12 protein-coding genes are annotated in these 13,427 nt (G+C 48.0%); 10 read left to right on the forward strand and 2 right to left on the reverse strand.

Translation table 11 applies throughout. The annotated features are described in order from the left end of the window. The first annotated feature begins 6 nt into the window (after window positions 1-6). A complete protein-coding gene (mutL, locus tag ABJ225_RS03165) occupies window positions 7-1,839 on the forward strand; it encodes a DNA mismatch repair endonuclease MutL (RefSeq protein WP_347319295.1) in 1,833 nt (610 codons plus the stop codon). A 40-nt stretch (window positions 1,840-1,879) separates the two neighbouring features. Here mutL and ABJ225_RS03170 read toward each other — a convergent pair whose 3' ends face one another. Beyond that, a complete protein-coding gene (locus tag ABJ225_RS03170; protein ID WP_218245928.1) occupies window positions 1,880-2,326 on the reverse strand; it encodes a DUF4385 domain-containing protein in 447 nt (148 codons plus the stop codon). A gap of 140 nt (window positions 2,327-2,466) precedes the next feature. Here ABJ225_RS03170 and ABJ225_RS03175 point away from each other — a divergent pair, with 140 nt between their 5' ends. The 6 genes from ABJ225_RS03175 to spoVK all read left to right on the forward strand — a co-directional run bounded on the left by ABJ225_RS03175 (window position 2,467) and on the right by spoVK (window position 9,263). Next, window positions 2,467-3,477, forward strand: a complete 1,011-nt coding sequence (locus ABJ225_RS03175) for a class I SAM-dependent methyltransferase (protein ID WP_347318371.1) — start codon at window positions 2,467-2,469, stop codon at window positions 3,475-3,477. Window positions 3,478-3,489: 12 nt separating this feature from the next. Continuing rightward, window positions 3,490-5,865, forward strand: a complete 2,376-nt coding sequence (locus tag ABJ225_RS03180; RefSeq protein WP_347318373.1) for a penicillin acylase family protein — start codon at window positions 3,490-3,492, stop codon at window positions 5,863-5,865. Window positions 5,866-5,910: 45 nt separating this feature from the next. Further along, window positions 5,911-6,702 carry an aminoglycoside adenylyltransferase domain-containing protein gene (locus ABJ225_RS03185; RefSeq protein ID WP_218245930.1) on the forward strand — a complete coding sequence of 264 codons (792 nt, stop codon included), beginning with the start codon at window positions 5,911-5,913 and terminating at the stop codon, window positions 6,700-6,702. A 34-nt stretch (window positions 6,703-6,736) separates the two neighbouring features. Further along, window positions 6,737-7,723, forward strand: a complete 987-nt coding sequence (gene miaA / locus ABJ225_RS03190; protein ID WP_481900588.1) for a tRNA (adenosine(37)-N6)-dimethylallyltransferase MiaA — start codon at window positions 6,737-6,739, stop codon at window positions 7,721-7,723. A gap of 28 nt (window positions 7,724-7,751) precedes the next feature. Then, window positions 7,752-7,988, forward strand: coding sequence for an RNA chaperone Hfq (hfq, locus tag ABJ225_RS03195; protein ID WP_048003951.1), 237 nt, complete (start codon window positions 7,752-7,754; stop codon window positions 7,986-7,988). 339 nt (window positions 7,989-8,327) lie between these two features. Then, on the forward strand, window positions 8,328-9,263 hold the full coding sequence (gene spoVK, locus ABJ225_RS03200) for a stage V sporulation protein K (RefSeq protein WP_235576324.1): 936 nt from the start codon (window positions 8,328-8,330) through the stop codon (window positions 9,261-9,263). A 33-nt stretch (window positions 9,264-9,296) separates the two neighbouring features. Here spoVK and ABJ225_RS03205 read toward each other — a convergent pair whose 3' ends face one another. Continuing rightward, window positions 9,297-9,905, reverse strand: coding sequence for a trimeric intracellular cation channel family protein (locus tag ABJ225_RS03205; protein ID WP_053427203.1), 609 nt, complete (start codon window positions 9,903-9,905; stop codon window positions 9,297-9,299). 190 nt (window positions 9,906-10,095) lie between these two features. Between ABJ225_RS03205 and ABJ225_RS03210 the strand changes: the two genes are divergently transcribed. The 3 genes from ABJ225_RS03210 to glnA all read left to right on the forward strand — a co-directional run bounded on the left by ABJ225_RS03210 (window position 10,096) and on the right by glnA (window position 13,351). Further along, entirely contained in the window at window positions 10,096-11,373 is a 1,278-nt protein-coding gene (locus ABJ225_RS03210) for a methionine gamma-lyase family protein (protein ID WP_347318378.1), read from the forward strand. Between the two features lie 190 nt (window positions 11,374-11,563). Next, a complete protein-coding gene (locus ABJ225_RS03215; protein ID WP_053427201.1) occupies window positions 11,564-11,977 on the forward strand; it encodes a MerR family transcriptional regulator in 414 nt (137 codons plus the stop codon). Window positions 11,978-12,016: 39 nt separating this feature from the next. After that, complete coding sequence (gene glnA / locus ABJ225_RS03220; RefSeq protein WP_053427200.1) at window positions 12,017-13,351, forward strand: type I glutamate--ammonia ligase; 1,335 nt, start codon at window positions 12,017-12,019, stop codon at window positions 13,349-13,351. Window positions 13,352-13,427 lie beyond the last annotated feature (76 nt).

Raw genomic sequence — 13,427 nt, forward strand, 5'->3', positions numbered from 1 at the left:
GGCAGTATCGTGAAGATCTTTCAGCTCGATGACTCCCTATCAAATAAAATAGCAGCCGGGGAAGTGGTGGAGCGCCCTGCATCCGTGGTGAAGGAACTCCTTGAAAATAGTATCGATGCAGGAGGCACCATCATTGAAATCCATGTGGAGGAGGCAGGACTGAACTCCATCCGCATCATTGATAACGGGGATGGGATCGATGAAGAAGATGTCAAAACGGCATTCAAGCGACATGCCACATCAAAGATCAAGGATGAGAACGATCTCTTCCGCATCCGCACCCTCGGGTTCAGGGGAGAGGCCCTGCCAAGTATCGCCTCTGTCTCCTACTTCACGATGAAGACCTGCACGGGAAATGGGCCTGGAACCAAAATAGAACTTGCAGGTGGTATTGAAGAAGCGTTTGAGAAAACTTCTTCTCGCAAAGGCACCGATATCACGGTGTCCCAACTGTTCTTCAATACACCTGCAAGGTTGAAATATATGAAGACGATTCATACGGAACTGGGCAATATCACCGATGTGGTCAACCGCATTGCTCTGTCTCACCCTGAGATTTCCATCAAACTCCTTCACAACGGAAAGTCACTCCTCCATACGAATGGGAACGGAGATGTGAGGCAGGTCCTGGCATCGATCTACGGACTCGCGATTGCGAAGAATATGGTGCCGATCCATGTACAATCCCTGGATTTCAAGGTCACAGGCTATGTATCCATGCCTGAGATCACCAGAGCTTCACGCAACTACATTTCAACGATGATCAATGGACGATTCATAAAGAATTATGCATTGGCCAAAGCAATCGGAGAAGGATATCACACCCTTTTACCAATTGGCCGGCATCCCATTGTCCTGTTGAATATTGACATGGATCCGGTCCTCGTCGATGTCAACGTCCATCCTTCCAAAATGGAGGTAAGGATCAGCAAGGAGCAGGAGCTTAACGCCTTGATCAGTGAGGGGATCAAAACCGTATTCAAAAAGAAGGAACTCATTCCGACCGGGTCTGTCGCACCGAAATCGATGGCACCCAAGTCTGAGCAAACCTTCATGACCCTCGACCATGTTTCTCGCCCGAAGCCGACTATTCCTGAGATGGTAAAGGAACGGCAGCCGGTGATGGTGGAGACTGTGACGAAGGAAGAGGCATACTCAAAGCCAGTCTCCATGGAAGTCCCTCATGAGACGGAGAAATTCCTGAACACTGTTCCCGTCGAAACAGCTGTGGAACCGGATGAAAGAGAGGAACACTCAAGGATCCCGCCCCTTTATCCAGTCGGACAGATGCATGGAACCTATATCTTTGCACAGAATGACCAGGGTCTGTATATCATCGACCAGCATGCCGCTCAGGAGCGGATCAAATATGAATTCTTTAAAGAAAAAGTAGGCGAAGTGGCCAAGGAGCTGCAGGAAATGCTTGTGCCCATGACCCTTGAGTTTTCCACTGATGAATTCATCAAAATCAATGAATGCAGGGGTATGCTCGAAGAGGTCGGGGTGTTCCTTGAGGACTTCGGTCATAACAGCTTCATCGTCAGGTCTCACCCGCAGTGGTTCCCTAAGGGTGAAGAGCAGGAAACGATCGAGGATATGATTGAACAGGTCCTGAAGATGAGCCGCGTCGATATCAAGAAGCTGCGAGAAGAAGCGGCCATCATGATGAGTTGTAAGGGTTCCATCAAGGCAAACCATCATCTTCGGAATGACGAGATCCTTTCCCTTCTTGATGAGCTGAGAAGTACGTCGGATCCGTTCACTTGTCCGCACGGACGACCGATCATCATTCACTATTCCGTCTATGAGATGGAAAAAATGTTTAAGCGGATCATGTAAAAGAAAGCAGGGAGATGCGGCGCATCCCCCTGCTTTCTTTTTATCCGTACTTTTTCTGATGCTGTTTTTTCCTCTTGAGGTAATCCGGATCCTCTCTTACTTGTATCCACTTTTCTTCAAAAATAGAAGCGGATTCTGCTTTTTCATCATCTATTTCCCTATCATTCACATTTCCATCTTTGTCGTATTTCTTACCACCAGGGTAGTTGGCATACCTCCTTGCCCTTGTATACCCCATCTGCAGGAACTTCCGAGCCATATCCATCCCCACAAAATCATCTTTCTTCTGATAGTCCAGGAACATAGCATGGATTTTCTCAGATGATTCCTGTGCAATCGCCGGCGTCTTGAACTTCCAATGCGGCAGGATTTCGCTTTTATATGGTTCGACCATCAGGACTCCTTGTTCCCCCCGGCCGACGCGATAAAGCTCAGGGGACTCCCTGAAATCAATCTGTTTATAGTCTAGGGAATAGTCAAAAGCCATCACTTCACCTCCTATGGCCCATTTACCCCATCCTCCCAGGTGGGAAACGGATTCTCCTTTGAAGGAATTTAGAGAAAGAAAGGATAATAGTATATAGAAGGAATGAGAACGCTTTATTATGAGCGGGAGGGGTGTAGGAGATGAATGGAAAGAAGAAAGATACATATATGGAACCTTCTTATCGAGTGGACAAGCGCAGTTTTACAAAAAGGGAGCACAATCGTTTTGTGAAGCTGAAAGGAGTAAGGGATTGGTCAGGCGTCTCGTGGGATCAGGTGGGAAGACCCTTCGAGGTGACCCGGGTTTCCAAAGAGAAGAAAGAGTGGGAGCTGAGGGAGGGGAAAGCCTTGCCTGTCCATGCTTCATGGGAGATGTTCAATCGTTCCTTCCATGAGTGGTTCGTGAAAGATGTACCGGACAGTCTGAGTCACAACAGAAAGAAGATTGTGGGGGAGGCCCTAAAGCTTCATCTGACATCATCTGTGGAAGCGATGAACGATCATTTGCGCCTGCACTTATGGAATTATGTCCACCGGATCCAGGATGGAATATGGGACCCCAGGGGGAAACGGGAGTTGTTCAAGGGATTGGATGTCAAGAAGCCAAAAATCTTATTTCTTGGTGCAGCAGAAGGGTATGAAGCGATGCAGTTGGCCGCCATGTACACGGGAAGCAGCATCGTGATGGTAGATTATGATCCTTTTTGTAAGGACACCCGGTATGAGGATTTCCCTGAATCCTATCCCTTTCTCGGAGAAAATCCCGATACCGGCGGAATGAAAGTCTACCATAAGAGCGATTTCCCTACAGACTATGTAATCAGTGATATCAGGGAGCTTTCCTATGCTAAGGAGTTTGATATTGTCCTGAGTGTCGGGTTATTGGAGCATTTCCCCGATGAGCATAAGCCTGAAGTCGTCGATTGGCACCGGAAATTCCTTAAGCCTGGAGGATATATGATCCTGACGACCCCGAGAGCCCAGTGGAAGTCAAAGGTGTATTACGATCTTATGGCAGATGTGATGAACCATACGTACCGTGAGCTCATGACGGTAGAACAGATGGGACTCTATCTGTATGAAAACGGGGCCGACATCCTCCAGCATGGATACATCAAAGTGCATAACGGGATTATCGCAAAGGCGAGATAGGGAGGTGTTATCTTGGAGATAAAACTCAAGAAGAATCGAAAAAGAACAATCATCATAGGTGGAATCGCCTTCTTGTTTCTATGCATGACTTCTCTCATCCTTTATGCCGATTCGTTCATTGGACGCTCACTTCCTCAGATCGAAGGAAAATTGAGCGTTCCCGGCCTCTCTGAAGAGGTAGAGGTGGTCAGGGACAGCAAAGGCGTCCCCCATCTCGCTGCTTCCAATGACCGCGACCTTTATTTGGCGCAAGGATACATTCAGGCGCAAGATCGGCTGTTCCAGATGGACCTCAGCCGAAGGCAGGCATCAGGCCGATTGAGCGAGGTGGTGGGGGAAAAGGCCGTTGACCGGGACAAGTTCTTCCGTACCCTCGGTCTCAGGCGGGCTGCCGAAGCTTCCCTTGAAGGATATTCACCTGAAGTCAAGGAGGTGCTGACCTGGTTTGCGGATGGAGTGAATGCCTATATAGAAGAATCGAAGAAGAACAAGTCCTTGCCGGCCGAGTTCACCCTATTGGGCTATGAACCTGAGAAATGGACGGAAGTGGATTCTTTGACAATCGGAAAGTACATGGCCTTTGATCTCGGCGGCCACTGGCAAGGGCAGGCTTTCAGGTATTGGGCATTGCAATCGTTACCGGAGGAAAAGGCGATGGATCTTTTCCCCTCTTATCCGCAAGATGCTCCCACGATCATACATGAAACGAAAGAGCTTTCCATGAAATGGGGAGATGCCATCGCAGAGCCTGTCATTCCACCTGAGATGAACGGAAGCAATAATTGGGTAGTGAGCGGCTCGAAATCGGCAAGCGGGCATCCCATGCTCGCGGATGATCCCCACCTTTCGTTGGGAAGTCCGTCCATTTGGTATCAGATGCATCTTGAATCGCCAGACGTGAATGTGAGCGGGGTGATCTTTGCGGGGATTCCAGGCATCATACTCGGTCATAATGAAACGATTGCCTGGGGTGTGACCAACACCGGTCCGGATGTCCAGGACCTTTACATTGAAAAGCGCCACAAAGAGAAAAAGAATGACTTCCTCTATGATGGGAAATGGGAAGAGGCCGAGGTGATCAAGGAGCCCATTGCTGTAAAAGACAGCGAGACGATTCCGTATGAGGTCACGGTTACACGACACGGCCCCATCGTATCGGAATTCGCGAATCAGGATGATAGCGAAAACGCGCTATCCATGAGATGGACCGCCCTTGATCCGAGTCTCGAGTTGCAAGCCATCATCGACATGAATAAGGCGTCCAATTGGACCGAATTCGAAAAGGCAATGGAAGATTTTCATACGCCTACCCAGAACTTCGTATTCGCTGACAACGATGGGACGATCGCATACAAAGCAAACGGCAAAATACCCATCCGGAAGAAAGGGGACGGACTCCTGCCGGTACCAGGATGGACATCGGATTATGAGTGGACGGGATTCATTCCGTATGAAGAACTGCCTAGGGTCGTGAACCCTGCCGAAGGATACATCGCCACCGCTAACAATAAGGTAATCGGGGATGAGTATCCTTATCATATCAGTCATCATTGGGCGGGTCCTTATCGGTACATGAGGATAAGCGAGGTACTTGAATCAAAAGAGAAGCTGACGAAGCAGGATATGAAGGACCTGCAACATGATCATATGAATTTACAGGCAAGGGAGTTCGTTCCTCTCCTCTTGGATGCACTGGAAGGAAAGGAGGTTTCTGTGCAATCCCGGGAAGCCCTTCAGCTGCTCGCGGATTGGGATTATGAGGATGATGCCGATGAAGCCGCTCCGCTTTTATTCCATCATTGGATGGACCGGATGAGCAATGAGCTTTTTGATGACAGCATCCCGAACGATATGATGAAGCTGTTTGAAGGAAAACAGAACGTAGTGGACGAACTGATCAGGAAGGCAGCGAAGGGGAAGGTTTCCCCATGGTTTACGGAACAGGGTGGATTCGAATCATTTCTTGCCGAAAGTCTGTCAGATACACTGGAGGATGGTTTTGATCGATACGGTTCAAATATGGACGAGTGGGCATGGGGAGATTATCACAGAGTCTACTTTGAAAATCCCCTTTCCTCGGCTTCATCCATCCTTGAATGGTTCCTGAACCGGAGAAGCCCTGAACCAGTCGGAGGTAGTCGGGTCACCGTGGGGGCAGCAAGCTATAATGATGAAGGGATCGTCAATCACGGGGGCTCGTGGCGATTCATCATCGATACAGGAGATATGTCCAAGGCCGACCATATCGTGGGACCTGGTCAGTCCGGTCATTTTAAGAGCCCTTGGTATGATGATCAAATCGATGACTGGATAGAAGGAAAGTATCATGAAACGACACTTAAACCACCTGCGGACGGCAAACAGCTCCGCTTGGTACCGAAAACATAAAGTGGGGCCGGAGAGTCCGGTCCCTGTCCAACGGGAGGAAGGTTAATGGAGGAGTATGCAACATCACTTGCAAAACGGATCAGTGGGCTGTTCGGAAATAAGCTGACGGGGGTCTATCTTCATGGCTCATTGGCCATGGACTGCTTCAATCCCAGAATCAGTGATGTCGATTTTCTCATCATCGTGGAGGATGGAATCAGTAACGATGAAAAAAAGGCGCTCGATGACTTGTTCCTAAAGGAATACAGAGGCGATCACCTTCCAGCAAAAGGGTTGGAAGCCAGCGTCTTGAGAAGGAGGAATGTCCGCCCCTTGCTGTATCCGACACCTTTTGAGTATCACTTTTCAGATATGCATATAGACGACATAAGACAGGGGGCGGCTACTTTCCCAGCAACAGACCCAGACATTGCCGCCCATATCGCCGTCATCCGTACGCGGGGGAAGGCATTGATTGGTGAGCCGATCGAAGCGGTTTTTGCCCCTGTTCCATACAATTACTATATGAAGTCCATTTATTACGACATTCACGATGCGGAAGCGGATATTTTGAAACAGCCGACCTATATGATCCTTAACCTGTGCCGGGTGTATCAATTTTGTATCAAACAGTCTGTCGCTTCAAAAAAAGAGGGAGGAGAGTGGGGACTCCAATCCCTGCCGGTACGTTTTCATCCCATCATCCAAAAAGCACTTAAGGTGTATGAAACGGGGGAAATGTGGCAAACAGCCGTTGAGGAAGAGGCTTCTTTGACGGATTTTGCCGTTTATATGACTTCTTCCATCAGGGAAAAGAGTATCAATTTTCTCGATCATGACGATAATTTGAAGATATAATACATCTTTACGTATCATTATGGTACGATAGCGAATGAGGAATGACTACATAGAAGGCAGTGGATATACGTTGAACAAAGAAAAGCTAATCGTCTTGATCGGTCCGACGGCCGTAGGGAAGACGAAGACGAGCATCGAATTGGCGAAGGCATTCGATGGCGAAATCATCAGTGGGGACTCCATGCAGATCTACAGGGGGATGGATATCGGAACGGCGAAAATCCGCCATGATGAAATGGAAGGAATCCTCCACCATCTCATCGATATTAAAGATCCCGTTGAATCGTATTCGGCTGCAGAGTTTCAGCAGACGGTCAGGAAATTGATCACCGAAATCCATGCGAGGGGTAAAATGCCCATTATCGCCGGAGGGACCGGTCTTTACATACAATCGGTCCTCTATGACTACCGATTCACGGAAACGCCGGGAGACGAAGCGTTCAGGGAGCGCTTGGAGGCCGAATCACGTGAGCTCGGTCATGAAGCCATGCATCGCAGATTGGCTGATGTGGACTCTGAAGCGGCCTCTCAGATCCATCCGAACAATATACGCCGGGTGATCCGTGCCCTGGAGATCCACCACACTACAGGAAAGACCATGACAGAGTATCAAAAGCAGCAATCCCGGGATCTCCAGTATGATGTGGCTCTCATCGGCTTGACCATGGATCGGGACAAGCTTTACGAGCGGATCAATCTCAGGGTGGACATGATGATGGACGACGGGCTTTTGCCCGAGGTGAGATCTCTGTATGAAGATGGGATCAGGGGTGTCCAATCGGTGCAGGCGATCGGGTACAAAGAGATCTACGACTACCTTGACGGTAAGGTGAGCCTTGAAGAGGCCGTGGAGAATCTGAAACAGAACTCTCGAAGGTATGCGAAACGTCAGCTCACGTGGTTCCGGAACAAAATGGATGTCGACTGGTTCGATATGACTGCATCGGAGCACCGTGATGAAATAATCGCCGACATTTCGAAATTCATTGCAGGAAAGCTCGACTTAGAGTCGAATAAATAGTATATAGAGATATAGAGGAGGATGCTCGATGAAACAATCCATTAACATTCAGGATCAATTCTTGAATCAACTGCGTAAAGATGGGTCACCAGTTACTGTTTTCCTATTGAATGGTTTCCAAATCCGAGGTCAGGTGAAAGGGTTTGATAATTTCACCGTGTTATTTGAAACGGAAGGGAAGCAACAGCTTGTTTATAAGCATGCCATTTCCACTTTTGCACCTCAGCGAAATGTTCAACTGAATTTCGATGAGCAAAACGTGTGATCATAGTTCTGGAATGGGGGCCGCTCAGCGGTCCTTTTTTCATTTTCAAAAAATGGCGCACCCAGCCTTATGTGTTCGTACCGGCCGGTTGTACCCGTGGAAAATATAGTTTCTGATGAAAATAGGATTAATGAATCCTCATCTATTGAATAGAATGATATGAGGGGGATACGATAATTGCTGCCTTGATCAAGAATGACGGACGATTTATTTCTCGGGAAAGCGCAGGAACTGACAAAAGAATGTTCCTTTGTCGAAGCGTACCGGGGGTGAAAATCCGCAGAATGTGTTTGCATATAGAATGGCGAGGTGAACCCTTTGGACCAACAACCGATGCGAATGAAGAACAACGGTCAGATCAGCATCGTCCTCAATTCACAAAAACGGAATCCGCTGCGGGATACGATGATACAGGAATCCATTCCTCAGTCCATGCCTCAGGAGCATGCAGCTTTGAAGGAAATAGAAGAAGAATTGGGTACGCTCATCGGAATGGACGAAATGAAGAAAATGGTGAAGGAAATCTATGCTTGGATATACGTGAATAAAAAACGGGAAATGATGGGGTTAAAAGCGGGCAAGCAAGCACTTCATATGATGTTCAAAGGAAATCCCGGAACAGGGAAGACAACTGTGGCACGGATCATAGGCAAGCTGTTCCTGAAGATGAACGTGCTGTCGAAGGGACATCTTATAGAAGCCGAGAGAGCGGATTTGGTAGGAGAATACATTGGTCATACCGCTCAGAAGACCCGTGATCTAGTCAAAAAAGCGCTGGGCGGGATTTTGTTTGTCGATGAAGCCTACTCACTTGGGCGTGGAGGAGAGAAGGATTTTGGAAAAGAAGCCATCGATACTCTGGTGAAGCATATGGAGGATAAACAGCATGAGTTCATCTTGATCCTAGCGGGGTATTCCAAGGAAATGGATCACTTTCTCACGCTGAATCCAGGTCTTCAGTCAAGGTTTCCCCTCGTGTTTCATTTTCCCGATTATTCCGTCGATCAGCTGATGGACATCAGCAAGCTCATGCTGAAGGAAAAGGAATATATGCTCAGCCATGATGCCGAACGGAAAATACGGGAGCATCTTCACGGGGTGAAGAATGCCATTACGGCAAACGCATTTTCCAATGGCCGGTATGTACGGAATATCCTTGAGAAGTCCATTCGTGCCCATGCCATGCGTCTTCTCATGGAAAATAATTATGATCGGCATGAATTAATGACATTGAGGAGCAACGATCTTGTCTTCACACGGAAGGACAGTGATTAAAAAAACATGCATTCGTGATGAATGCATGTTTTTTCAGGCTTCCGATTGGAGCCTCTTATTCGGCAGTTTCCATTTATATAAATAGGAAAACACACGTAACGCCGTGGTGATGACGAAGAGGGCATATAATTCGATCGGTGATTCGGCCATCCCGAACCCGACAGCCACACCTGAGACGACGGCCCATACCGCGTAAATCTCAGATCTGAATACAAGGGGTTTCCTGCCGGCAAGCAAATCCCTGACTATCCCGCCTCCCGTACCCGTCAGCACAGCGGCCACGATCACTGCGCTCATGGGATGATCCATGTTGACGGCATACAAGGCACCCTGGATGGCGAATGCAGACAAACCGATGGCATCAAAGAAGTTGCCCCACCGTTTCCAATGCTTCAATAAATTGTGAGGGAATAGAAAGACGGCGGTAATGGCGAGGAGGGCGATCTGAAAAAGCATGCCCTGCTCCCATAGGGCGGAAATGGGTACTCCGATCAATAAATTCCGGATCGCTCCGCCACCGAAAGCCGTGACAATACCGAGTACGTATACACCCAATATGTCATATTCTTCTTCCATCGCTACAATCGCACCTGACACCGCGAAGGCAACAGTGCCGATGATACTCAATACTTCCCATGTCATACCCTGGTCTTCCTCTCCTGCTCGTACTCTTTAAACCTATCTGATTGTATCATGGGAACATGGATTTGCAACCATTTTTGCCATAGTGTTTGGAAGGATTATTTGATATGATTGGTCTGTTGGTCCGCAGCATTCAGATTGACTGTGAGCCGGCGCAAAGGAATTTGAAAGCAGAAGGGATTTTATAGACATGTTTGATCAATTAAAACACGGAGAGGTCCTGCAGCCGCTAGCCCGATCCGTTGAACAATCCATAGCCCACATCCATGCAGCCATCGATGAGCGGGCAGAACGAAATCAATTTAATGTATTAACTTCTTTTCAGAAGCATCGGGTGAGCGACTCCCATTTCAACCCTTCGACAGGGTACGGGTACGATGATGCAGGAAGGGATACGTTAGAGAGCATTTACGCAGATGTGTTCGGCGGAGAGGCGGGACTCGTCCGTCCCCAGATCATTTCGGGCACACATGCGATATCCATCGCGCTCTTCGGCATCCTCCGTCCTGGAGATGAATTGGTATACATAACAGGAAAGCCTTACGACACCCTTGAAGAAATCGTCGGGATCAGAGGGAAGGGAGCAGGCTCCCTGAAGGACTTCAATATCGACTACCGGAGCATCGACCTTACTTCCGACGGGAAAGTAGACTTCGAGGCAGTAAGATCTGCGCTGAGCACGAAAACGAAAATGGTGGGGATCCAGCGTTCGAAGGGATACGCCAACCGTCCTTCCTTCACAGTGGAAGAGATCAAAGGCATGATTGATTTCGTCAAAGCGATCGATCCATCGATCGTCGTTTTCGTTGATAACTGCTACGGTGAATTTGTTGAAGACCGTGAACCATGCCATGTCGGTGCCGATCTTATGGCGGGATCGCTCATTAAGAATCCCGGAGGCGGACTTGCGAAAACGGGAGGATATATCGTAGGGAAAAAAGAACTGGTCGAAGCGTGTTCGTACAGGATGACCTCACCTGGTATCGGTGCTGAGGCGGGTGCTTCCCTCTATAGTCTCCAGGAAATGTATCAAGGATTTTTCCTCGCTCCCCACGTGGTGGCCCAATCCTTGAAAGGGGCCGTCTTCACCAGCGCATTCCTGACAGAGCTCGGGATGGATACGAATCCGGCACCCGATGCTCCACGGACCGATCTGATCCAATCTGTCCAATTCGGGGACAGGGACCGGATGGTCGCCTTCTGCCAGGCGATTCAATTCGCATCCCCTGTGAACTCTCATTTCACCCCATATCCGAACTATATGCCGGGTTATGTTGACGATGTCATCATGGCTGCAGGCACGTTCATACAGGGGGCGAGCATCGAATTATCGGCAGACGGACCATTGAGGCCACCATACGTTGCGTATGTACAGGGAGGACTAACTTACTCCCATGTGAAGATCGCGGTATGCACGGCCGTCGATGAATTGATCGAAAAAGGTTTTATGCCCCATATAAAAGGTTAATAAGATATGTACAAAAGGATAGTCGATCAATGGCTATCCTTTTATGATTGTTCAGCGCACTTCAGATGAAAAATCGAACTATTCAAAAAGGACACTCAAAAAATATGTAAGGAAAGCTAACATATTATTGACAGAATTCCTGACATTGAATATAATGAACACATGAACGAACAACAAAGGGGGAATCACGATGAGCGGAAGTGAAATTCGTCGAACGATGGCATTGTTTCCAATCAGCATTGTCATGCAGCTCACGGACTTGACGGCTCGTCAGATTCGATACTATGAAGAGCATGAATTGATCAATCCGGCCCGTACGGAAGGAAATCGCAGGCTCTTCTCCCTGAACGACATCGATAAACTCCTGGAGGTCAAGGATCTTTTGGAACAAGGGATCAACATGGCCGGAATTAAAAGGATTTTCGCTGTCTCGGGTCAGGAAACGAAAGTAGCATCTGACGTTAATGGCAAGAAGGAAGAAAAAGCACGGCAGGATCTTTCTGACGATGATCTCCGCAAGCTGCTCCGGAATGAATTGATGCACTCCGGGCGCTTCAGTAAAACATCTCTTCGTCAAGGTGACATGTCACGCTTCTTTCATTAAATAAAAACCTTTACTAAACCTGAGGAGGAATTACGCAAAATGGCAAAGTATACTCGTGAAGATGTACTAAGATTGGCGAATGAAGAAGGTGTAAAATTCATCCGTCTCCAGTTTACAGACATCCTGGGAACAATTAAAAACGTAGAAATCCCTTTCAGTCAGCTTGAAAAGGCGCTAGACAACAAAATGATGTTCGATGGTTCTTCCATTGAAGGATTTGTACGTATTGAGGAATCGGATATGTATCTTTTCCCTGATCTTGATACGTGGTTGGTATTCCCTTGGACAGCTGAAAAAGGGAAGGTTGCCCGTTTGATCTGTGACATCTATAACCCAGATGGAACTCCGTTTGAAGGAGATCCGCGTAATAACCTCAAACGTATTCTAAGCCAGATGGAAGAGCTTGGATTTACGGATTTCAACCTCGGGCCTGAACCGGAATTCTTCCTATTCAAGCTGGATGTGAATGGTGAACCTACTCTTGAATTGAATGATAACGGAGGCTACTTCGATCTTGCACCTACGGATCTTGGAGAAAACTGCCGTCGTGATATCGCCCTTGAGCTTGAAGAAATGGGCTTTGAAATCGAAGCTTCCCACCATGAGGTTGCTCCTGGTCAGCACGAGATCGATTTCAAATATGCCAATGCACTCAAGGCATGTGACGATATTCAAACATTCAAGCTGGTTGTTAAGACCATTGCCCGCAAACACGGTCTGCATGCTACCTTCATGCCGAAACCGTTGTTCGGAGTGAACGGTTCTGGAATGCACTGCAATATGTCACTATTCAAAAGCGGAGTGAACTCATTCTTCGATGAAAAAGGCGATCTTCAATTGAGCGATACAGCGCGTCAATTCCTCGCCGGTATCATCAAGCATGCTACGAGCTTCACGGCCATCACGAACCCTACGGTCAACTCTTATAAACGTCTTGTTCCTGGATATGAGGCACCATGTTACGTTGCGTGGTCAGCTCGCAACCGTAGCCCTCTAATTCGTATCCCAGCATCACGCGGACTCAGCACGCGCGTTGAAGTGCGAAGCGTCGATCCGGCTGCCAATCCATACCTTGCAATGAGTGTACTGCTTGCCGCAGGTCTTGATGGAATCAAGAACAACCTGGAAGCGCCAAAGCCAATCGACCGTAACATCTACGTTATGGACAAAAAAGAGCGTGAAGAGGCAGGAATCACTGATCTACCGGCAACCCTTCATGCTGCCCTTGAGCAGTTGAAAACAAATGAAGTCATCGTCGGTGCTCTTGGTGAGCATATCTTCGAACACTTTGTGGAAGCGAAGGAAATCGAGTGGGATATGTTCCGTACACAAGTTCACCCTTGGGAGCGCGAGCAATATATTCAAATGTATTAATCTATCAAACCTCTTGATACCATTGGTATTGAGGGGTTTTTTATTTGAGGATGAAAGTCAATTTTTATATACTACC

The sequence above is a fragment of the Rossellomorea sp. RS05 genome, from assembly GCF_039822645.1.
Classification (GTDB): domain Bacteria; phylum Bacillota; class Bacilli; order Bacillales; family Bacillaceae_B; genus Rossellomorea; species Rossellomorea marisflavi_B.